General features: G+C 64.1%; 11 protein-coding genes. 4 read left to right on the forward strand and 7 right to left on the reverse strand.

Translation table 11 applies throughout. From position 1 onward, the window contains the following. The 6 genes from HX803_RS13725 to HX803_RS13750 form a co-directional block, all read right to left on the reverse strand. Window positions 1-1,268 (reverse strand): acetyl/propionyl/methylcrotonyl-CoA carboxylase subunit alpha (locus HX803_RS13725; RefSeq protein ID WP_178921279.1); only part of this gene is annotated, 1,268 nt, incomplete at its 3' end. Between the two features lie 132 nt (window positions 1,269-1,400). Then, complete coding sequence (locus HX803_RS13730) at window positions 1,401-2,162, reverse strand: enoyl-CoA hydratase/isomerase family protein (protein ID WP_178921281.1); 762 nt, start codon at window positions 2,160-2,162, stop codon at window positions 1,401-1,403. Further along, on the reverse strand, window positions 2,159-3,316 hold the full coding sequence (gene atuD, locus HX803_RS13735; RefSeq protein WP_178921283.1) for a citronellyl-CoA dehydrogenase: 1,158 nt from the start codon (window positions 3,314-3,316) through the stop codon (window positions 2,159-2,161). Before atuD ends, HX803_RS13730 begins: the two co-directional genes overlap by 4 nt. A gap of 13 nt (window positions 3,317-3,329) precedes the next feature. Beyond that, entirely contained in the window at window positions 3,330-4,946 is a 1,617-nt protein-coding gene (gene atuC, locus HX803_RS13740; RefSeq protein WP_178921284.1) for a geranyl-CoA carboxylase subunit beta, read from the reverse strand. A 3-nt stretch (window positions 4,947-4,949) separates the two neighbouring features. Further along, the gene (locus HX803_RS13745; RefSeq protein WP_178921286.1) at window positions 4,950-5,822 is read right to left on the reverse strand and encodes an SDR family oxidoreductase; all 873 of its coding nucleotides are present in this window, start codon (window positions 5,820-5,822) and stop codon (window positions 4,950-4,952) included. Window positions 5,823-5,834: 12 nt separating this feature from the next. Further along, complete coding sequence (locus HX803_RS13750; RefSeq protein ID WP_178921288.1) at window positions 5,835-7,613, reverse strand: acyclic terpene utilization AtuA family protein; 1,779 nt, start codon at window positions 7,611-7,613, stop codon at window positions 5,835-5,837. 154 nt (window positions 7,614-7,767) lie between these two features. On the opposite strand from HX803_RS13750, the gene HX803_RS13755 reads away from it, so the two are divergent. Beyond that, on the forward strand, window positions 7,768-8,391 hold the full coding sequence (locus HX803_RS13755) for a TetR/AcrR family transcriptional regulator (RefSeq protein ID WP_178921290.1): 624 nt from the start codon (window positions 7,768-7,770) through the stop codon (window positions 8,389-8,391). Window positions 8,392-8,484: 93 nt separating this feature from the next. Then, window positions 8,485-9,273, forward strand: coding sequence for an ABC transporter substrate-binding protein (locus HX803_RS13760; protein WP_178921292.1), 789 nt, complete (start codon window positions 8,485-8,487; stop codon window positions 9,271-9,273). Between the two features lie 170 nt (window positions 9,274-9,443). Here HX803_RS13760 and HX803_RS13765 read toward each other — a convergent pair whose 3' ends face one another. Further along, entirely contained in the window at window positions 9,444-9,995 is a 552-nt protein-coding gene (locus HX803_RS13765; protein WP_176998039.1) for an RNA polymerase factor sigma-70, read from the reverse strand. A 302-nt stretch (window positions 9,996-10,297) separates the two neighbouring features. On the opposite strand from HX803_RS13765, the gene HX803_RS13770 reads away from it, so the two are divergent. Together HX803_RS13770 and HX803_RS13775 are read left to right on the forward strand one after the other, a co-directional pair. Then, entirely contained in the window at window positions 10,298-11,050 is a 753-nt protein-coding gene (locus tag HX803_RS13770) for a thioesterase II family protein (RefSeq protein ID WP_178921294.1), read from the forward strand. A 54-nt stretch (window positions 11,051-11,104) separates the two neighbouring features. Next, window positions 11,105-23,983, forward strand: coding sequence for a non-ribosomal peptide synthetase (locus HX803_RS13775; RefSeq protein WP_178921302.1), 12,879 nt, complete (start codon window positions 11,105-11,107; stop codon window positions 23,981-23,983). The last annotated feature ends 95 nt before the right edge of the window (window positions 23,984-24,078 follow it).

Here is a 24,078-nt window from a genome sequence, read left to right on the forward strand (position 1 = left end):
ACCAGCAGCTGCTGGTTGGTGGTCACGCCCAGCAACAAGGTGTCTTCCACCGCCCGCAGCAGTTTGCGTCGCGCCTCTTCGCGGGTGCGGCCGTGGGCGATGATCTTGCCGAGCATGGCGTCGTAGAACGGGCTGATGCACTGGCCCTGGCTGACACCGTGATCAATACGGGCACCGGGGGCCGGCTCCCAGCGCAGCACCTCACCGGTTTGCGGCAGGAAACCCTGGGTCGGGTCTTCGGCGTACAGGCGCACTTCCATGGCATGGCCGTTCAGGGTCACCTCCTGCTGGGTCAGTGGCAACGCGTGGCCGGCAGCGATCTGCAACTGCCAGCCCACCAGGTCGAGGCCGGTGATCAGCTCGGTGACCGGGTGCTCCACCTGCAGGCGGGTGTTCATCTCCAGGAAGTAGAACTGGCCGCTGCGGTCGAGCATGAACTCCACGGTACCGGCGCCCACGTAGTTCACCGCGCGCCCGGCCTTGAGGGCGGCTTCACCCATGGCGTGGCGCAGTGGCGCGGTCATCACCGGGCAGGGCGCTTCCTCGATGACCTTCTGATGGCGACGCTGGACCGAGCAATCTCGCTCGCCAAGGTGGATCAGGTTGCCATGGCTGTCACCGAACACCTGGATTTCCACATGGCGCGGCTCAATCAACGCCTGTTCGAGGATCAGCTCGTCGCTGCCAAACGCGTTCCGGGCTTCGGAGCGCGCCGTGTGCAGGTTGTCCAGCAGGGCCTCGGCGCTGTGCACCAGGCGCATGCCACGCCCGCCGCCGCCGGCGCTGGCCTTGATCATCAGCGGGTAGCCGATGCGCTCGGCCTCGTGTTGCAACGTGGCGTCGTCTTGGGCGCTGCCTTGGTAACCGGCGATGCACGGCACCCCGGCGTCGAGCATGGCGAGTTTGGACAGGCGCTTGCTGCCCATCAGTTCGATCGCCTCGGCGCTGGGGCCGATAAAGGTCAGGCCGGCGTGCTGGCAGACGCGGGCGAATTCGGGGTTTTCCGAGAGGAAGCCGTAGCCCGGGTGGAGGGCGTCGGCGCCGGTGAGTGTGGCGGCGTTGAGGATGGCCTGAATGTTGAGGTAAGACTGTTGCACCGGGGCGGGGCCGATGCACACGGCTTCGTCGGCCATCTGCACGTGCGGGGCCTGGGCGTCGGCGTCGCTGTAGACGGCCACGGTGCGGTAGCCCAAGGCTTGGGCCGTGCGCTGGATGCGGCAGGCGATTTCGCCGCGGTTGGCGATGAGGATTTTGCTGAATGCGGGCATGGGGTTATCCCTTGGCTGGTGGGGTGTCGGGTCTGGCCTCATCGCCGGCAAGCCGGCTCCTACAGTTCAAGGTGTTCACCTCTTTATCTGTGAACGCATTCAACTGTGGGAGCTGGCTTGCCGGCGAAGGCGTCATTTGCACCACCTTGGCTTTCTCTTCTGCACAAACGCCTGTGTCCCCTCTATCCCTTCCTCACTCCTTACGGACTCGGCAAACCACTGCGCCCCGCGATCCAGCACAGCCTCCAGCGGCTCCTCCACGCTGGCCAGCAACAAGGCTTTGGTCCGCGCATTCGCCCCCGGCGCACACTTGAGCACCTGGCCCAATACCTCATCCAGCCGCTCCGCCAACGCCTGTGGATCGTGCTCGGTAAAGTGCACGACACCCAGTCGCTCCGCCTCCACCCCATCAAACCGCGCCGCCGTCAGCGCCAGCCGGCGAGCCTGGGTCAAACCAATCCTCTTCACCACAAACGGTGCAATCTGCGCTGGCAGCAACCCAAGGCTGGTCTCCGGCAAGCCGAACTGCGCCTGGTGGTCGGCAAGCGCAATATCACTCACACAGGCCAAGCCAAAACCACCCCCCAGCACCGCGCCTTGCAGCACCACGATGACGACCTGCGGCACGGCTTCGGCCTCTTGCAGCAAGGTGCCGAACGCGCGGTTCAGCGCTTCCAGTTGATTGCCTGCAGTGACCAGGTCCTTCACATCCGCCCCGGCACAGAAATGCCCGCCGGCGCCGCTGATCACCACCGCCCGGGTCTCACCGTCCAGCTGCGCCAGCACGCTGCGCAGCTCGTTGACCATCTCCAGGCTCATCGCATTGCGGCACTCAGGGCGGTTGAGGGTGATGTGCAGCACGCCGTTGTGAGGTTCGAGCAGCAGGGTGTTCATGATTTTTTCCCGGGCAGGGTGCCCATCAGTTTGCAGATGATGCCCAGCATGATCTCGTCGGCCCCGCCGCCAATCGACACCAAACGCACATCGCGATACGCCCGTGCCACCGGGTTGTCCCACATGAAACCCATGCCGCCCCAGTATTGCAGGCAGCTGTCGCTGACTTCGCGGCCCAGGCGCCCGGCCTTGAGCTTGGCCATGGAGGCCAGGCGGGTCACGTCCTGGCCCTTGATGTATTGCTCGGTGGCCTGATAGACCAAGGCGCGCAGGCATTCGATTTCGGTGGACAGTTCAGCCAGGCGAAAGTGGATGACCTGGTTGTCGATTAGCGCCTTGCCGAACGTTTGGCGTTCCTTGCAGTAGTCGATGGTGCTGTCGATGCAATACTCCAGGCCCTTGATCATATTGGCCGCGCCAAACAGGCGTTCTTCCTGGAACTGCAGCATCTGCATCATGAAGCCTGCGCCTTCGTGGCCGATGCGGTTGCGCTGCGGCACGCGCACGCCGTCGAAGAACACTTGGGCGGTCTCCGAGCTGTGCATGCCGAGCTTTTCCAGGGGCGGGCTGACGCTGATGCCGGGGGTGTTCATCGGCACCATGATCAAGGATTTGTTGATGTGCGGCTTGTCGTCGGAGGTGTTGGCCAGCAAGCAGATAAAGTCGGCGTTGGGGGAGTTGGTGATCCACATCTTGCTGCCGTTGATGACGTAGTCGTCGCCGTCTTTGCGCGCATGGGTCTTCAACCCGGCCACATCGGAACCGGCCCCGGTTTCCGACACGCCGATGCAACCTACCTGCTCGCCGCTGATGGCCGGGCGCAGGAACTCCTCGCGCAGTTCATCGGAACCGAAGCGGGCGAGGGCGGGGGTGCACATGTCGGTCTGCACGCCGATGGACATGGGGATGCCGCCGCAGCGCACGGTGCCGAACTCTTCAGCGGCGACGATCGAATAGCTGTAGTCCAGGCCCATGCCGCCGAATTGCTCCGGCTTGGAAATGCCCAGCAGGCCGAGTTCGCCGGCCTTGCGGAAGATGTCGTGGATGGGAAAGCGCCCGGCTTTTTCCCATTCGTCCACGTAGGGGTTGATCTCGCGGTCGACGAAGGCACGCACGGTGCGGCGCAGTTCCTGGTGTTCCTGGGTAAAGATCATTTTTATTGTTCTCCTAAAAACGCCCTACACCGAAGGTATTGGCGTGCAACTCACGCACCTCGGCCTCGTGGCAGATATCCAGCAAAAAACCGAGCAAGGTGCGGGTGTCCCGAGGGTCAATCAGCCCGTCATCCCACAGGTTCGCGCTGCCATACAGCGCAGTGGACTGGCTGTCGAGCTTCTGCGCGGTGACCTGCTCCAGCATGTCCAGCACCTTGGGGTCGGGCACCAGGCCGTCTTTCAGCTGCTTGGCCTCGGTGACGATGCGCAGCACCTTGCCCGCCTGCGCGCCACCCATCACCGCCGTGCGGCTGTTGGGCCAGGCGAAGATGAAGCGCGGGTCCAGGCCACGGCCACACATCGCGTAGTTGCCGGCGCCGTAGGAACCGCCAACCACCACCGTGAGTTTAGGCACCCGGGCGTTGGCCACCGCCTGGATCATCTTGGCGCCGTGCTTGATCACGCCTTGTTGCTCCGACTCGGTGCCCACCATGAAACCGGTGGTGTTGTGCAGGAACAGCAGCGGCGTGCGGCTCTGGTCGCACAGCTGGATAAACTGCGCGGCCTTGCTCGCGCCCTTGGGCGTGATGGGGCCGTTGTTGCCGATCACACCCACGGCGCGGCCCTGGATATGCAGATGGCCGCAGACGGTGTGGGCGTCGAACTCGCCCTTGAATTCGAGAAACTGCGAACCGTCGGCCAGGCGCGCGAGGATTTCGCGCACGTCGTAGGGTTTTTTCGGGTCGTCCGGGATCAGGCCCAGCAGCTCTTCGATGGGGTACAAAGGCGCTGCATAGGTCTTTTGGGGCGTCAGTGGCAGGCGATCATTCCAGGGCAACAGGCCCACGATCTCCCGGGCGATACGCACGCCGTCCGCATCGTTTTCCGCCAGGTATTCGGCGGTGCCGGCGATTTGCGCGTGCATCTCGGCGCCGCCCAGTGCCTCATCCGTGGCCACTTCGCCGGTGGCGGCTTTAAGCAGCGGCGGCCCGGCGAGAAACAGCTTGGCCTTGCCGCGCACCACCACCACGTAATCCGACAGCCCCGGCTGATAGGCGCCGCCCGCCGTGGCCGAGCCGTGCACCACGGTAATCTGCGGCAGGCCCATGGCCGACATGCGCGCCTGGTTGGCAAAACTGCGTGCGCCTTCGACAAAAATCTCGGCGGCGTAGTTGAGGTTGGCGCCGCCGCTTTCGGCGAGGGTCACCACCGGCAGTTGGTTTTCCATGGCGATCTGTTGCAGGCGCAGGGACTTTTTCAGGCCGGTGGGGGAAATGGTCCCGCCCTTGATTGCGCTGTTGTTGGCCACCACCAGCATGCGCACGCCGCTGACGTAGCCGATGCCGGCGATCAACCCGCCACCGGCGGCGCTGCCATCCTTGTCGTCGTGGAGTTTGTAGCCGGCCAGGCCTGCCAGTTCCAGAAAGGGTGCGCCGGGGTCCAGCAGCAAATTCAGGCGCTCGCGTGGCAACAGTTGGCCGCGCTTGTCGAACTTGGGCTTGGCCTCATCGGCCTTGGCCAACAGGTCTTGTTCCAGCTGACGCAGGTGGGTGAGGGCGGCGAGCATGGCCTCGCGGTTTTGGGCGAACTGGGCGCTGTGGCTGTCGATCAGGGATTCAATCACCGGCATGGTTTATTGCTCCGCCTTGAGTACATCCGGCAGGTACGCACGGTGGAAGCCATTGAACGGCTCGCTCGGTGGCTGCGCCTTGTGCAGCGGCCAGGCGCGGTTGCCCAGGCTGGCAGCGCCGTCGATGCGCAGGGTGCTGCCACTGATGAAGGCGGCGGCGGGGCTGAGCAGGAACACAATGGCCGCGCTGACTTCCGACTCAGTGCCGATACGCTTGAGCGGCACGTGCTCCCGCAATGTCGGGATCACGGACTTGAACGCGCCTTCGTAGGTGTCCATGCCGCTGGAAGCAATCCAGCCCGGCGCCACGGCGTTGACCCGCACCCCGGCATAACCCCACTCGAAGGCGGCGGTCTTGGTGAAGTTGTCCATGCCCGAACGTGCCGCGCCCGAGTGGCCCATGCCGGGCATGCCGCCCCACATGTCGGCGAGCATGTTGACGATGGCGCCGCCGTGTTTGCTCATCGACTGGTTGAACACCTCGCGCGCCATCAGGAAGCCGCCCACCAGGTTGGTGCGCAGCACGGTTTCAAAGCCCTTCTGGTTGATCGAGGCGAGCGGCGACGGGTACTGGCCACCCGCGTTATTCACCAGACCGTGGATCGGGCCATGCTCGTGCAGGACCTGGCTGACCAGCGCCTTCACGGCGTCTTCGTCGCGAATGTCGCACGCCAGCCAATGGGCCGTGCCGCCGTCTTCGCTGATTTCGGCGGCCACCTGCTGCAGCTTCTCGGGCTTGCGTCCCACCAGCATCACCGTGGCGCCGAGTGCCGCCAGTTCATGGGCGGTGCAGCGGCCAATGCCACTGCCGCCCCCGGTGACTATCACGGTTTGCCCCTGGAACAGGTCGGCTTTGAAGATCGAGTCGAAGGCCACGGTGACGGTCCTTTAGCGGAGTTGATCGGCGATGTGTTGCGGCACGGCGATGGGAATTTCCAGCAGCTGCTGGGCGAAGGCCTTGCCCTGGGGGTCGATGCGCAGGCTGGCGATACCGCCGCCGCCCAAGGCGTTTTCCAGCAGGAAGTTGAGGCTGTGGCTGCCGGGCAAATACCAGCGTTCGACGCGGCCCTGCACAGGGTCGAGCACGTGGCCCATCCAGTCGACGATCACTTCCGGGGTCAGCGCCTCGGCGATCCACGGCAGGTAGTCGGGGTGGCGGGCGATCACGCCGATGTTGCTGTGGTTGCCCTTGTCGCCGGAACGCGCCACCGCCAGTTTCACCAGCGGCACGCTGGCGTCGGCGGCGCCTTGGGGTTTGGGCGGATCAACCGGTGCGGCGAGCGGAGCGAGGGCGGTGTCGGCAGGCAATACGCAAAGGTGGCGCGCACCTTGGAACTCGACCACGGGCTCGCAGTGGGTTTTGTCGATCAAGAAGGAAAACAGCCGAATCAGCGGGTACACCGTTGGCCGCCCGCCGACGATGCCCGTCAGCCCTGGCGCCATGCCGGTGGCCGCCTGGGCGATCTCGCGGGCGAACAGCACCAGCGCCTGCTTGTTCGGGTGACGCACCGCCAGTTTCACCACCACCTCGCGGCAGTCGCGGCGCAAGGCGTGGGCGCCGTAGGTGGCTTCACTGCCGAGCAGTTCGATATTCACTTCGGTGTAGGGCGCCCAGCCGCGCTGGCTGAACAGCTCCGAGGTCTTGTTGATGATCGCTTGGCTGATGCGCTCGGCCTTGGCCACGGCGTCGATCCCCGCCAGCAGGCAACTGGCGGTGCAGCGAAAACCATCCGGGTAAGTGGCGCTGACCTTGTAGTGAGCGGTGGGCGGCGAGCCCTTGGCGCCGTGCACGCGCACGCAATCGAGGCCGTGTTGCTGCAACTGGACCTGGCTGAAATCGCAGATCACGTCGGGCAGCAAATACGCACGCGGGTCGCCGATTTCATACAGCAGCTGCTCGGCCACACTCAATTCGCTGATCAGCCCGCCCGTGCCGTCGGCTTTGTTCACTGTGAACGTTCCGTCGGCGCTGACCTCGACGATGGGAAAACCGATGTGCTCGTAGTCGGGGACGTCGCGCCAATCGGTGAAATTGCCACCGGTGCACTGGGCGCCACATTCGATGATATGCCCGGCCAGCGCGGCGTGGGCGAGGCGGTCGTAGTCTTGCCAGGACCAGTTGAATTCATGCACCAGCGCTGCGCTGACCACGGCGCTGTCCACCACGCGGCCGGTGATCACGATGTCAGCGCCCAGTTCAAGCGCCTGGGCGATGCCGGGGGCGCCGAGGTAGGCGTTGGCCGAGACGCACATGGGTGGCAACGGCGCGCCGTTGAACATGTCGTGGATGCCGTGCAGGTGCTTGAGTTGGGGGTGCAGGTCGTCGCCCAGCAGCACGGCGATTTTCAGCGGGACTTGCGCCTTGTCGCAGGCAGCCTGGAGGGCGGCGGCGCATGCCTGGGGGTGAATGCCGCCCGCGTTGCTGATGACGCGAATGCCCTGGCGCTGGATATCGGCCAGCAGCGGTGTGAGCACCTCGACAAAGTCCGTGGCGTAGCCGGCCTGGGGATCTTTCATCCGGGCGCCGGCGAGGATCGACATCGTGACTTCCGCCAAGTAGTCGAACACCAGGTAATCCAGCGCGCCGCCGTGTACCAATTGGGCGGCGGCGGTGCAGGTGTCACCCCAGAACGCGCTGGCGCAGCCGATACGAACCGTCTTGCTCATGAGAAGTCCTTCTCCAGAGGGCTGGCGTCGAGACTACCAAGCAAGCGCTTGGTTTGTAAACTCTCGACACAAGTTTTGACCCAAGCGCTTGCTTGGTTGGCGACCACGGCCTAAATTGCCGGCCAAGACGTCAGTAGCAGTGAAGGAGAGAGACATGGATGAGCACAAAGCCCTGCGGGTGATGCGCACCATGGTCGACGAAGGCCGTTTGACCGACCCTGACAGTGCGCGGGGCAAGTTGCTGCAAACCGCGGCCCACTTGTTTCGCAACAAGGGCTTCGAGCGCACCACGGTGCGCGACCTGGCCAGTGCGGTGGGCATTCAGTCCGGCAGCATCTTTCATCACTTCAAGAGCAAGGACGAGATCCTGCGGGCGGTGATGGAAGAAACCATCCACTACAACACCGCGATGATGCGTGCCTCGCTGGAAGAGGCGAAAGACGTGCGCGAGCGCGTGCTGGCGCTGATTCGCTGCGAATTGCAGTCGATCATGGGCGGCAGCGGCGAGGCCATGGCGGTGCTGGTGTACGAGTGGCGCTCGTTGTCGGCCGAGGGCCAGGCGCAGGTGCTGGCATTGCGGGATGTGTACGAAGAGCTGTGGCTGCAGGTGCTGGGCGAAGCCAAGGCGGCGGGCTATATCAAGGGCGATGTATTTATTACCCGACGCTTCCTGACCGGCGCCCTGTCCTGGACCACCACCTGGTTCCGCGCCCAAGGCAGCCTGACGCTCGAGGAGTTGGCCGAAGAAGCCCTGTTGCTGGTTCTGAAAGCCGACTGACGCGCAAGCTATTAATTTGGCGGTGGAAAGTTGTCTCGCCTGACAAAAACGCCTAGCTTATCGCCATCAATGTGTTGAACGGTGTGTGCCTCGATGTTTTCGCCATGGCGGCTGGCTGCAGGACTAACTCTATGGGCACTGGGTACCGCGGGGTGGATGCCGGCTTCGGCTGCGCAATTGGTGAGGATTGGGGCGGCGCATTTTCCGCCGTACACCGTACGCCCTGAACAAGGCGCCGACACCGGTTTGTTGCCGCAACTGGTGGAAGCCCTGAACGCCTTGCAAACCGACTACCAGTTCGTGCTGGTGCCCACTTCCATTCCGCGTCGCTTCCGTGATTTCGAACAGGGCCGGGTCGACATGGCCATCTTCGAAAATCCCGAATGGGGCTGGAAGGCGATTCCCCACACCAACGTCGACATGGGGCTGGAAGATGCCGAAATCTTTGTTGCCCAGCGTGCGACCGGTCGCGATCAGAGCTATTTCGCCGACCTGACCGGCAAGCGCCTGGCAGTGTTCAGCGGTTATCACTACGCCTTCGCCAACTTCAATCCCGACCCCAAGTACATGGCCGAGCACTTCAACGCCACGTTGACCTATTCCCATGACAGCAATTTGCTGATGGTGGCGCGCGGGCGAGCCGATATTGCGCTGGTCACGCGCTCGTACCTGAGTGATTTCATGGTGCGCAACGCGGACATGGCCGGGCAGTTCCTGGTGTCCGAGCGTATCGATCAGATCTACCACCACTACGCGTTATTGCGACCGAAGGCGCCGATTACCGGCGAAGCGTTTTCCGCGTTGCTCAAGCGCTTGCGGGACAACGGGCAGATGCTGAAGATTTTCGAGCCGTATCGCATCGACGTGATGGCGACGCCCTGATAGGTACACCACATAACCAAATGTTGGGGCTGTTTTTTGTGGGAGCGGGCTTGCTCGCGAAAGCGGTGCGTCATTCAACCGATTAGTGACTGAACTACCGCATTCGCGAACAAGTCGAGTCGTCGCACCGCCGCTCCCACAAGCCGGCCCCTACAGGTTCCTGTGGCGTGTCAGACCCGGCGCGCAAACGTATCGCTATGGCTGCCCGACACCTTGCGGCAGTGCACCAGCGCATCGCGGATCATGAAGTTCACCAGCGTGGGCGAAACGCCCAATTCCTTGGCGATGTCCTTTTGCGGTACGCCGTGCAGGCGGTACATCTCGAACGCGTAGCGGGTGCGTTGTGGCAGCTCCGTCAGGGCGTCGGCGATGTTTTCCAGGGTGTTGAAATTGATGTGGGAGGTTTCCGGTGAAGCGCCGTGAATGACCACATTCAAGCCTTCCTCTTCCGTCCCGGAGTACTTGAGCTCCAGGGCTTGCTTGCGGTAGTGATCGATCGCCAGGTTGCGCACGATCTGGAACAGGTAACTCAATTGGGCCTTGAACGATGAGGTGATCGTCGGCGCCGATTGCAGCCGGAAGTAGGCGTCCTGCACTACGTCTTCGGCACGGGAGCGGCACCCGGTGATGCGTGCCGCGATCTTCACCAGAATCAGTCGATTGTCGACGAATGCCTGGAGAAGCGGTGAGTCGCACCTGCCTGTGGTTACTTGTTCCGTCATGGAAATCACCTTGTCGCAAAAGAGGTTAGGGGAGGGCGTCCTTGCTGAGGCCTCCTACACATCGGGCAACAAATTATGCTTAATGATAATGATTGTCAAATGAGAAGGCGAACTAATCTTATGCTTTCTTGTTCGGTGTGAACCACGTCTCGCTCGTCCCCGGCGACTAATTATTTGTCGGGGCCGTCCGTTCTTCTGGGTGACAGGCCCGTTAGCCAAACGGCCAAGGATCCGTACCCGCAGGAGAACGAAATGGGTTTTTATCGTGCATACAGCGTGTTTCAGTTTGGAGTCGTCACGCGATGACTACGCCGACTCGACTGCGCCTGTTCTGCCTGCCCTATTCGGGCGCCAGCGCCATGGTGTATGCGCGCTGGCGTCGAGCCCTGCCTGACTGGTTGCAGGTGTGCCCGCTGGAATTGCCCGGCCGTGGCATGCGTATGGATGAGCCTTTGCAGCGCGATATCAAGGCCTTGGCCGCGCAACTTGCCGATGAAATCAGCCGCGACCTGGTCGGCCCTTATGCGCTGTTCGGCCATAGCCTCGGTGGCCTGCTGGCGTTCGAATTGGCGCACGCGCTGAACGCACGCAACGTTCCCGCACCACTGGCCTTGTTTGCGTCCGGCACGGCGGGCCCGGCGCGTCGCGACGTCAGCGAATACGCCATCGAAAAGACCGATGAACAACTCATCGCCCGCCTGCGCGAGCTGCAAGGCACCGCCGAAGAAGCCCTGGCCAACCCTGAACTGATGCAGTTGATGCTGCCGATCCTGCGCGCCGATTTCCTGCTGTGCGGCAGCTTCACCTATGGCCAGCGTGCGCCGCTGGGCATGCCGATCCATGTGTTCGGCGGCAAGCAAGACAGCGTGCGCGCCGACCAGTTGCTCGACTGGCAGGCAGACGCCGCCAGTGGTTTCTCCCTCGACCTGTTCGACGGTCACCACTTCTTCCTCGTGCAGCACGAAAGCGCCGTGCTGCGCTGCATACGCCGTTATGCCGACGAACACCTGGCCCGCTGGCGCAATGGCGCAGCGCGGCAACGCGTAGCTGGCTGAACACGCCCCACGAATTCCCGATTTTCCCGTAAGCCGCTTTCAGGCAGGAACCCCATGATGGACGCCTTCGAACTCCCCCAAACGCTGGTCCAGTCCCTTCAACGTCGCGCCGCGCAGACGCCGGACCAGGTCGCCCTGCGCTTCCTCGCCGACGCTGCCGAGCACAACGTGGTGCTCAGCTACCGCGAGCTGGACCAACGCGCCCGCACCATCGCCGCCGCCTTGCAGGCCAATGCGGATTTGGGCGACCGTGCCGTGCTGTTGTTCCCCAGCGGTCCGGACTACGTCGCGGCGTTCTTTGGTTGCCTGTACGCGGGCGTGATCGCGGTGCCGGCGTATCCGCCGGAATCCACGCGCCGTCACCATCAGGAGCGCCTGCTGTCGATCATCAGCGACGCCGAGCCGCGCCTGCTGTTGACCATCGCCAGCCTCGCCGAGGGCTTGTCGCAGATTGAAAATGCGCCACCGGTCTTGAGCGTCGACAGCCTGGAAAATACCGGCGATTGGACTGGCCCGGTCCTGCACCCCGACGACATCGCTTTCCTGCAATACACCTCCGGTTCCACCGCCTTGCCCAAAGGCGTGCAAGTCAGCCACGGCAACCTGGTGGCCAACGAAGTGCTGATCCGTCGCGGGTTTGGCATCGACCTCAATCCGGACGACGTGATTGTCAGCTGGCTGCCGCTGTACCACGACATGGGCTTGATCGGCGGCCTGCTGCAACCGATCTTCAGCGGCGTGCCCTGCGTGCTGATGTCGCCGGCCTACTTCCTCGGCCGGCCGTTGCGCTGGCTTGAAGCGATGAGTGAATACGGCGGTACCATCAGCGGCGGCCCGGATTTCGCCTACCGCCTGTGCAGCGAGCGGGTCAGCGAATCGGCCCTGGAACGCCTGGACCTGAGCCAATGGCGTGTGGCCTATTCCGGCTCCGAACCGATCCGCCTCGACACCCTGGAACGCTTCGCCGAGAAGTTCGCCACCTGTGGGTTCACCCCGAACAATTTCTTCGCCTCCTACGGCCTGGCCGAGGCGACGCTGTTTGTCGCCGGTGGCACCCGTGGCCACGGCATCCCGGCGCTGCGTGTTGATGAGCAAGCCCTGGCCGCCAACCGCGCCGAACCGGGGCAGGGCAGTGCGATCATGAGCTGCGGCACCCGCCAGCCGGACCATGCGGTGCTGATCGTCGACCCGCACACCCTCTCAGAACTGGCCGACAACAGCGTCGGCGAACTCTGGGCCACCGGCCCGAGCATCGCCCACGGCTACTGGCGCAACCCCGAAGCCACCGCCAAGACCTTCGTGCAACACGCCGGCCGTACCTGGCTGCGCACGGGCGACCTGGGTTTTATCCGCGAGGGCGAGGTGTACATCACCGGTCGCCTCAAAGACCTGCTGATCGTGCGTGGCCACAACCTGTACCCGCAGGACATCGAGCAGACCATCGAGCGCGAAGTGGAAGTGGTGCGCAAGGGCCGTGTCGCGGCATTTGCCGTCAATGACCAGGGCCTGGAGGGCATCGGTATCGCCGTTGAAATCAGCCGCAGCGTGCAGAAAATCCTGCCACCCGAAGCGCTGATCAAGGCGATCCGCCAAGCCGTGGCCGAGGCCTATCAAGAGGCGCCAAGCGTGGTGATGCTGCTCAACCCCGGCGCCTTGCCGAAGACGTCCAGCGGCAAGGTGCAACGTGCGGCCTGTGCCCTGCGCCACGCTGATGGCAGCCTCGACAGCTACGCGCTGTTCCCTGGCCTGCAAGCGCACGCTGGTGACGCCGCGCTGGAATCCGAATTGCAAAATCAGATCGCAGCGATCTGGTGCGAGCAACTGCACGTGGCAACGGTCGCGGCGGATGATCACTTCTTCCTGCTCGGCGGTAACTCCATCACCGCCACCCAAGTCGTGGCGCGCCTGCGTGAGGCCCTCGGCCTGGAGCTGAACCTGCGCATGCTGTTCGAAGCGCCGACCCTGCAAGGTTTTGCCGCCAATATCGCGCAATTGCAGCAGGACGGTGGCGTCGCCCAAGGCGCGATTCATGCGTTGTCGCGCCAGGACGAGTTGCCCCAATCCCTGGCACAGAACCGCCTGTGGATCACCTGGCAACTGGACCCGCAGAGCAGCGCCTACACCATTCCCGGTGCCCTGCGTTTGCGTGGCGAACTGGACGAAGACGCGGTGCGCGCCAGCTTCCAGCAGCTGATCGAGCGCCATGAAGCCCTGCGCACCCGCTTCTACGAACGAGACGGGCAAGCCTGCCAGCGTGTCGACGCAACCACCGGGTTCGACCTGCACGTCATCGACCTCAGCGACCTGCCCGCCGCCGAGCGTGAGGCCCGCGCACAACAGATCCGCGAGGACGAAGCGCGCACCCAGTTCGACCTGGAAAAAGGCCCGCTGCTGTGGGTGACCCTGCTGCGCCTGGACGATGAAGAGCACCACCTGCTGGTGACGTTGCACCACATCATCGCCGATGGCTGGTCGCTGAACATCCTGATCGACGAATTCTCCCAGCTGTACGCCGCGGCCACCCAAGGCCAACGTCTGGAGTTGCCGGCACTGGCCCTGCAGTACGCCGACTACGGCAGTTGGCAGCGCCAATGGCTGGCTGAAGGCGAAGGCCAGCGCCAACTGGCGTACTGGAAAGCGCAATTGGGCGATGAGCATCCGACGCTCAGCCTGGCCACCGACCATCCGCGCTCGGCACAACACCGCCACACTGCCGCGCGCCACACAGTGCGCCTGGGCGCGAGCCTCAGCGAAGCCATTCGCCAGACCGCCCAGGCCAACGAATCCACGCCGTTCATGCTGTTGTTGGCCGCGTTCCAGAGCCTGCTCTATCGCTACAGCGGCCAGCGTGATATCCGCATCGGCGTGCCCAATGCCAACCGTCCGCGCCAGGAAACCCAAGGCCTGGTCGGGTTCTTCATCAACACCCTGGTGTTGCGTGCCGAGCTGGACGGGCGCCTGCCGTTCACTGAACTGCTGACCGCAACCCGCCAAGCAGCGCTGGGTGCGCAGGCTCACCAGGACCTGCCGTTCGAACAGCTGCTGGAAGCCTTCCCCCAAGCCCGCGAGCAAGGCTTGTTCCAGGTCATGTTCAACCACCAGCAGCGCGATTTGAGCGCCTTGCGCCGTCTGCCCGGCATGCTCGCCGACGAGTTGCCGTGGCACAGCCGCGAAGCCAAGTTCGACCTGCAACTGCACACCGAAGAGGACCGCAACGGGCGCCTGAGCCTGTCGTTCGACTACGCCGACGAACTGTTCGACAGCGCGACCATCGAGCGCCTGGCCGAGCACTACATCCACCTGTTGCAGGCCGTCTGCGAGCACCCCCAGCAAGCCATCGGCGACCTCGTACTGATGCAGCACGACGAACAGGCGCGTTACAGCGAAGCCCCCTGCGCGCCGGCCCGGCAGTGGTTGCCCGAACTGCTCAACCAGCAGGTCTCGGATAACACCGCCGTGGTCTGGGACGGCGGCAGCCTGACCTTCGCCCAACTGCACACCCAGGCCAACCGCCTGGCCCATTACCTGCGCGACAAAGGCGTCGGCCCGGACGTGTGCGTGGCCATCGCCGCCGAGCGTTCGCCGCAGTTGCTGATCGGCTTGCTGGCGATCATCAAGGCCGGTGGCGCCTACGTGCCGCTGGACCCGGATTACCCCGCCGACCGCCTGGCCTACATGCTCAAGGACAGCGGCGTACACCTGCTGTTGACCCAGACCGCGTTGCTGGAACACCTGCCGACGGCCGAGGGCGTGTGCGTCATCGCCATGGACAGCCTGCACCTCGATAGCTGGCCGACCCAGGCCCCCGGCCTGCACCTCGACGGCGACAACCTTGCCTACGTGATCTACACCTCCGGCTCCACTGGTCAACCCAAAGGCGTGGGCAACACCCATGGCGCCTTGGCCGAGCGCTTGCAGTGGATGCAAGCCACGTATCAACTCAACGACACCGACGTGCTGATGCAAAAGGCGCCGATCAGTTTCGACGTGTCGGTGTGGGAATGCTTCTGGCCACTGATCACCGGTTGCCGCCTGGTACTCGCTGGCCCGGGTGAACACCGTGATCCGCACCGCATCGCGCAGTTGGTGCAAGAACACGGCGTGACCACCCTGCACTTTGTGCCGCCGCTGTTGCAGCTGTTTATCGATGAGCCGTTGGTAGCCGAATGCACCAGCCTGCGTCGCCTGTTCTCCGGTGGCGAAGCCTTGCCTGCCGAATTGCGCAACCGCGTGTTGGCGCAGTTGCCGGCGGTGCAATTGCACAACCGCTATGGCCCGACCGAAACCGCGATCAACGTGACCCATTGGCACTGCACCGCTGCCGATGGCGAGCGCTCGCCGATTGGCCGCCCGCTGGGCAATGTGATCTGCCGCGTGCTGGATGAACAGCTCAACCCCGTGCCGCTGGGTGTACCGGGCGAGTTGTGCATCGGCGGTATCGGCCTGGCCCGGGGTTACCTGGGGCGCGCTGGCTTGACCGCCGAGCGTTTTGTCGCCGACCACCAGGGCGCACGCCTGTATCGCACCGGTGACCGTGCCCGCTGGACGGCCGATGGGGTCATCGAGTACCTCGGCCGCCTCGATCAGCAGGTCAAGTTGCGTGGCTTCCGTGTGGAACCGCAAGAAATCGAAGCACGCATGCTGGCCCTGGACGGCATCGCCCAGGCCGTGGTGCTGGTGCGTGATGCGCAACTGATCGGTTACTACACCGCCCACGCCGAGCGGGATGAAGTCGACGTAAAAACCGCCCTGGCCGCCGAACTGCCGGAGTACATGGTGCCCGCGCTGTTGATGCGCCTGGAGCACATGCCCCTGAGCCCCAGCGGCAAGCTCGACCGCCGTGCGTTGCCCGAGCCCGTGTGGCAAACCCGCGAGCACATCGAGCCCGAAACCCCGTTGCAACAGCAGATCGCTGCGATCTGGCGCGAAGTCCTCGGCGCGCCGCGCATCGGCTTGCGTGATGACTTCTTCGCCCTCGGTGGACATTCGTTGCTCGCCACCCAGATCATTTCCCGCACCCGCCAGGCGTGCGATGTGGAGCTGCCGCTGCGCACCCTGTTCGAAGCCAGTGAGCTGGGCGCCTTTGCCGAGCAGGTCGGGCAGATCCAGGCCTCGGGCCAACGCAACCAGCAAACCGCCATTGCCAAGGTCGACCGCCGCCAGCCTGTGGCGTTGTCCTATTCCCAACAGCGCATGTGGTTCCTCTGGCAGATGGAGCCGGACAGCCCGGCGTACAACGTGGGCGGTATGGCGCGCTTGCGCGGCGTGCTCGACGTTGGCCGTTTCGAGGCCGCGTTGCAAGCGCTGATCATGCGCCACGAAACCCTGCGCACCACCTTCCCGAGCGTGGATGGCGTGGCGTACCAGAAGGTCTCGCCACAGACCGGCCTGCGCATGGACTGGCAGGACTTCTCGGCGCTCAACGAAACCGAGTGCCAGCAGCGTCTGCAGCAACTGGCCGATGTTGAAGCCCACACCCCGTTCAATCTGGAAACCGGGCCACTGTTGCGCGCCTGCCTGGTCAAGGCCGGCGAGCAGGAACACTACCTGGTGCTGACCCTGCACCACATTGTCACCGAAGGCTGGGCCATGGACATCTTTGCCCGTGAACTCAGCGCGCTGTACGAAGCCTTTATCGATGAGCGTGACTCGCCGCTGGCGCCGTTGCCGGTGCAATACCTCGACTACAGCGTGTGGCAGCGCCAGTGGCTGGAGTCTGGCGAACGCCAGCGCCAACTCGACTATTGGACGCAGCAGTTGGGCAACGAACACCCGCTGCTGGAACTGCCCGGCGACCGCCCACGGCCACCGGTGCAAAGCCATCAGGGCGAGCTGTACCGCTTTGACTTGAGCGATGACCTGGCCGCCCGCGTGCGTGCCTTCAATGCCGAGCGCGGCCTGACCTTGTTCATGACCATGACCGCCACCCTGGCCGTGTTGCTCTACCGCTACAGCGGCCAGACTGACCTGCGCATCGGCGCGCCGGTGGCCAACCGTATCCGTCCGGAAAGCGAAGGGCTGATCGGCGCGTTCCTCAATACCCAAGTACTGCGTTGCCAGCTCAACGGGCAGATGAACGTCGGCGAGCTATTCGAGCAAGTGCGTCACACCGTAATCGAAGGCCAGTCCCATCAAGACCTGCCGTTCGACCACGTGGTGGAAGCCCTGCAACCGCCGCGCAGTGCGGCGTACAACCCGCTGTTCCAGGTGATGTGCAACGTGCAGCGCTGGGAATTCCAGCAAAGCCGGCAACTGGCCGGTATGACCGTCGAGTACCTGGCCAACGATGCCCGCGCCACCAAGTTCGACCTCAACCTGGAAGTCACCGACCTCGACCATCGCCTGGGTTGCTGCCTGACCTACAGCACCGACCTGTTCGACGAGCCGCGCATTGCACGCATGGCCGAGCATTGGCGCAACCTGCTGGAAGCGCTGATCGCCGATCCGCAGCAGCGACTCAGCGAACTGCCCTTGCTCACCGTCGTCGAGCAACACGCGTTGCAAGACAGCCTGGGCATCGAAAAGGGCGAGCATCGCCTCGACCAGTGCATTCATCAGCTGTTCAGCCAACAGGCCGCAGCCCGTGGCGATGCCCCTGCACTGACCTTTGCCGGCGCTACCCTCAGCTACCGCGAACTGAACGAACGCGCCAACCGCCTGGCTTGGATGCTACGCGAGCGTGGCGTGGGCCCGCAGGTGCGTGTCGGCCTGGCGTTGCCGCGTTCCCTGGAAATGGTTGTCGGCCTGCTGGCGATCCTCAAGGCCGGCGGCGCCTATGTGCCGCTGGACCCGGAATACCCGCTCGACCGCCTGCACTACATGATCGAAGACAGTGGCATCGGCCTGCTGCTCAGCGACGCGGCGATGTTCGAAGCCCTCGGCGAATTGCCGGCGACGGTGGCGTGCTGGTGCCTGGAAGATGACCTGCCGGTGCTCGCCAACTACCCGTCGGATGAGCTGCCGTTTATCAGCCTGCCGCAACACCAGGCGTACTTGATCTACACCTCCGGCTCCACCGGCAAACCGAAAGGCGTGGTGGTGGCTCACGGTGAGATCGCCATGCACTGCGCGGCAGTGATCCAGCGCTTCGGCATGCGTGCGGACGACTGCGAGCTGCACTTCTACTCGATCAACTTCGATGCCGCCACCGAGCGTTTGCTGGTGCCGTTGCTCAGCGGTGCCCAGGTGGTATTGCGCGCCCAGGGCCAGTGGGATGCCGAGGAAATCTGCGGGCTGATCCGCACTCATCGCATCAACATCCTGGGCTTCACGCCCAGCTACGGCAGCCAGTTGGCGCAATGGCTGGCGACCCAACAACAGACCTTGCCGGTGCGCATGTGCATCACCGGCGGTGAAGCACTGACTGGCGAACACTTGCAGCGCATTCGTGCGGCCTTCCAGCCCGAGGTGTTCTTCAACGCCTATGGCCCGACGGAAACCGTGGTCATGCCGCTTGCCAGCCTTGCGCCCGAGCAACTGGAAGAGGGCGCTGGCAGCGTGCCGATCGGCAGCATCATTGGCGATCGCGTGGCCTACATTCTCGACGCCGACCTGGCGCTGGTGCCCCAAGGCGCGACCGGCGAGCTGTACGTCGGCGGCGCGGGTTTGGCCCAGGGTTATCACCAACGCCCGGGCATGACGGCCGAGCGTTTTGTCACTGACCCGTTCGCCCATGACGGCGGGCGCCTGTACCGCACCGGCGACCTGGTGCGCCAACGCGCCGATGGCTTGGTGGAGTACCTGGGGCGGATCGACCATCAGGTGAAGATCCGTGGTTTCCGCATCGAGCTGGGCGAGATCGAAACCCGCCTGCTGGAGCACGAAGCCGTGCGTGAAGCCGTGGTGCTGGCGCTGGATTCGCCGAGTGGCAAACAGCTGGTGGCGTACCTGGCCAGCGATGCCGAACACGGCGCGCTGCGTGACGCGCTGAAGGCTCATCTCAAGGCGCAACTGCCGGACTACATGGTGCCCGCGCACCTGATCGTGCTCGACAGCATGCCGCTCACCGCCAACGGCAAACTCGACCGCCGTGCCTTGCCGCAACCGGACCCGGAGGCCAACCGTCAACACTACGTGGCTCCGCGCAATGAACTGGAAAGCACGCTGGCCGCCATCTGGTGCGCGGTGTTGAACGTGCAGCAAGTCGGCCTCGACGATAACTTCTTTGAACTGGGCGGCGACTCGATCCTGTCGATCCAGGTGGTCAGCCGTGCGCGGCAGGCGGGCATTCATTTCAGCCCCCGCGACCTGTTCCAGCACCAGACCGTGCAAACCCTGGCCGCCGTTGCCACGCGCACCGAGCAAGTCACCGCGGAGCAGGGCGTGCTCACCGGCCGCTCGGGGCTGACGCCGATCCAGCATTGGTTCTTTGACACCGAGATCCCGAACCGCCAGCACTGGAACCAGGCGCTGCTGCTCAAGCCGTTGCAATTGCTCGACCCACACCGCCTGGAGCAAGCGCTGTTGGCGGTGCTGGAACACCACGACGCCCTGCGCCTGAGCTTCACCTCGCGTGATGCGCAATGGCACGCCGAACACTTGGCGGTGCCGCAAGGTGGCGTGTTGATGCAGGCGCAGGTGCGTGACATGGCTGATTGCACCGCGCTGTTCACCGATACCCAACGCAGCCTCGACCTGGAACACGGCCCGCTGTTGCGCGCCTTGCTGGTGGACGGTCCCGAGGGCCAACAACGCCTGCTGATTGCGATTCATCACCTAGTGGTGGACGGCGTGTCCTGGCGTGTGTTGCTTGAAGACCTGCAAAATGTCTATCGCCAACTGAGCGACGGCCAATCCGTCAGCCTGCCGGCCAAGACCAGCGCGCTGCGTGACTGGGCCGCCCGCTTGCAGGCCTATGCTGGCAGCGAATCCCTGCGTGAAGAGTTGAGTGTGTGGCAACTCCAGTTGGCCGGGCCTGACGCGGCATTGCCGGTGGCACGCCCACAAGGTTCGCTGCGCAATCGCGATGCCGACACCGTCAGCGTGCGCCTGGATGCCGAGCGTACCCGCCAGTTGCTGCAACAGGCCCCGAGTGCGTATCGCACCCAGGTCAACGACCTGCTGCTGACCGCCCTGGCCCGTGTGCTGTGCCGTTGGAGCGGCCATGCGTCGGCGCTGATCCAGCTGGAAGGCCACGGCCGCGAAGCGCTGTTCGATGACATCGACCTGACCCGCAGCGTCGGCTGGTTCACCAGTGCTTACCCGCTGCGCCTGACGCCGCAAGCCGGGCAGGGCGACTCGATCAAGGCGATCAAGGAGCAACTGCGCGGCGTGCCGCACAAAGGCTTGGGGTATGGCGTGCTGCGTTACCTCGCGGAGGACGGGGTCAAGCACGCCATGGCGGCGTTGCCGACGGCAGGCATCACCTTCAACTACCTCGGCCAGTTCGACCAGAGCTTTGGCAGCGATGCGCTGTTCCACCCGCTGGACGAATCCGCAGGGCTCGCCCATGACCCCGACGCGCCGCTGCCCAATGAGTTGAGCGTCGACAGCCAGGTGTACGGCGGTGAACTGGTATTGCGCTGGACCTTCAGCCGCGAGCGCCACGATCAACACACCATCCGTGAACTGGCGGATGCGTACCTGGCCGAGTTGCAAGGCCTGGTCGCCCATTGCCTGCAGGACGATGCCGGTGGCCTTACGCCGTCCGACTTCCCCCTGGCGCACCTGACCCAGCTGCAACTGGATGCGCTGCCGGTGCCGGCCGGCGTCATCGAAGACGTGTACCCGCTGACCCCGATGCAGGAAGGCCTGCTGTTGCATACCTTGCTGGAGCCGGGCACCGGCCTCTATTACATGCAGGATCGCTACCGCATCAACAGTGCCCTGGACCCCGAGCGTTTCGCCCAGGCCTGGCAGGCAGTGATCGCCCGTCATGAAGCCCTGCGCGCGTCGTTCTGCTGGAACGTCGGCGAAGACATGTTGCAAGTGATCCACAAGCCGGGCAGCACGCCGATCGAATACCTGGATTGGAGCAACGACCCGGAAAGCGAACAGGAGCCGCGCCTGCAAGCCTTGCTCAAGGCCGAGCGGGAAGCCGGGTTCGATCTGCTCAACCAGGCGCCGTTCCACCTGCGGCTGATCCGCGTCGGTGCCGAGCGCTACTGGTTCATGATGAGCAACCATCACATCCTCATCGATGCCTGGTGCCGTTCGTTGCTGATGAATGACTTCTTCGAGATTTATAGGGCCCTTGGTGAAGGCCGCGACGCGCAGTTGGCCACGCCGCCGCGCTACCGCGACTACATCGCCTGGCTGCAACGCCAGAACCTCAATGAAGCGCGCCAGTGGTGGCAGCAGAACCTGCAAGGCTTCGAGCGCACCACGCCGATCCCGAGCGACCGGCCATTCATGCGTGACCACGCCGGCCACGGCGGCATGGTGGTGGGCGACTGCTATACCCGCCTCGATGCCCGTGACGGCGCACAACTGCGTGAGCTGGCCCAGGCTCACCAACTGACGGTCAACACCTTCGCCCAGGCGGCATGGGCCTTGGTGCTGCGCCGTCTGAGCGGCGATCGCGACGTGCTGTTCGGCGTCACCGTGGCGGGGCGCCCGGTGGAAATGCCGGAGATGCAGCGCACCGTCGGCCTGTTCATCAACAGCATCGCCCTGCGGGTGAAGCTGCCCGAGGACGATCAACCCTGCAGCGTGCGCCAGTGGTTGAGCAGCCTGCTCGACAGCAACATGCAGTTGCGCGAGTACGAATACCTGCCGCTGGTGACCATTCAGGAGCACAGCGAACTGCCCAAGGGCCAGCCGCTGTTCGACAGCCTGTTCGTGTTCGAAAACGCCCCGGTGGAGGTCTCGGTACTGGACCATGCACAAAGCCTGAATGCCACCTCGGACTCCGGCCGCACCCACACCAACTTCCCGCTGACGGCCGTGTGTTATCCGGGCGATGACCTGGGCTTGCACCTGTCCTATGACCAGCGTTATTTCGACGAAACCACCGTGCAAGGCATGCTCGCTGAGTTCAAGCGCTTGCTGCTGGCGCTGGTGCAGGGCTTCCATGGCGACATGGCCGACCTGCCGCTGATTGGCGAACAAGAGCGCGAATTCCTGGTGGACGGCTGCAATCAGAGTGAGCACGACTACCCGCTGGAGCACAGCTACGTCGCGCTGTTCGAAGGGCAGGTGGCGGCGCATCCGCACCGCATCGCCGCCAGTTGCCTGGACCAGCAGTGGACTTATGACGAACTGAACCGCCGCAGCAACGGCCTGGGCCACGCACTGATCGCAGCGGGTGTCGGCCTGGACCAACCGGTGGCCTTGCTGGGCGAGCGTAACCTCGACCTGCTCGGCATGATCATCGGCAGCTTCAAGGCCGGCGCCGGTTACCTGCCGCTGGACCCAGGCCTGCCGAGTCAGCGCCTGCGCAGCATCATCGACTTGAGCCGCACGCCGTTGCTGGTGTGCACCGAGGCATGCCGCGAGCAGGCCATCGAGCTGCTGGACGGTTTCGACTGCCAGTTGCTGGTGTGGGAAGAAATCCCGGCGCGTGGCGAAAACCCCGGCGTCTACAGCGGCCCGGATAACCTCGCCTACGTGATCTACACCTCCGGCTCTACCGGCCTGCCCAAAGGCGTGATGGTGGAGCAGCGCGGCATGCTCAATAACCAGTTGAGCAAGGTGCCGTACCTGGACCTGAGCCCGGCGGACGTGATCGCGCAGACTGCCTCGCAAAGCTTCGATATTTCCGTGTGGCAGTTCCTCGCTGCGCCGCTGTTTGGCGCCCGCGTGGACATCGTGCCGAACACCCTGGCCCATGATCCCCAGGGCCTGCTGGAACATGTGCAGGCCCAGGGCATCACGGTGCTGGAAAGCGTACCGTCGCTGATCCAGGGCATGTTGGCCCAGGACCGCATCGGCCTGGACGGTCTGCGCTGGATGCTGCCGACCGGTGAAGCCATGCCGCCTGAATTGGCGCACCAGTGGTTGCTGCGTTACCCAGGGATTGGCCTGGTGAACGCTTATGGCCCTGCGGAATGCTCGGATGACGTGGCGTTCTTCCGTGTCGATCTGGCCTCGACCCGTGGTACTTACCTGCCAATTGGCACGCCGACCGACAACAACCGCTTGTACCTGCTCGATGGCGCGCTGGAGTTGGTGCCGCAAGGCGCCGTGGGTGAGTTGTGTGTGGCGGGCACCGGTGTTGGTCGCGGTTATGTCAGCGACCCGTTGCGCACGGCACCGGTGTTTGTGCCGAACCCGTTCGGCGCACCGGGTGAGCGGCTGTATCGCACCGGCGACCTCGCGCGCCGTCGCAGTGACGGTGTGCTGGAATACGTCGGGCGTGTCGACCATCAAGTGAAGATTCGCGGCTACCGCATCGAACTGGGTGAAATCGAAGCGCGCCTGCATGAGCAACCGGAAGTCCGGGATGCGGCGGTGGGCGTGCAGGAAGGTGTCAACGGCAAGCATCTGGTCGGCTATCTGGTGGCGGCGGATGAAGCGCTGAACCCAAGCGAGCGCCTGGACCGCATCAAGCAGCGCCTGCGTGCCGAGTTGCCGGAATACATGGTGCCGCTGCACTGGCTATGGCTCGACCGCCTGCCGCTCAACGCCAACGGCAAACTCGACCGCAAGGCGCTGCCGGCCCTGGAGATCGGCCAGTTGCACAGCCAGGATTACCTGGCGCCGCGTAACGAACTGGAAACCACCTTGGCTGCGATCTGGGCTGAAGTGTTGAAAGTGGAGCGGGTGGGGGTGCAGGACAACTTCTTCGAACTGGGCGGGCACTCGCTGTTGGCCACGCAAATTGCCTCGCGCGTACAGAAGACCTTGCAGCGGGATGTGCCGTTGCGGGCGATGTTCGAGTGCAGCACGGTAGCGGAGTTGGCCGAGTATATCGACGGGTTGGCGGCCAATGAGATCAGTGCCGAGAAGGTGGATCGGTTGAGTGATTTGATGGCGGAGTTGGAGGGGTTGTAAATCTGCCGTTGATCGGGAAAGCCGATGTGTTTCGTCAGACCTGTCAGTTCTCACAGTTGGCGAAGGCATGTTTCTAGCGCTCACTTCAGGAGGAA

It is taken from the genome of Pseudomonas sp. P7548, from assembly GCF_013386585.1.
In the GTDB taxonomy this organism is placed as follows: domain Bacteria; phylum Pseudomonadota; class Gammaproteobacteria; order Pseudomonadales; family Pseudomonadaceae; genus Aquipseudomonas.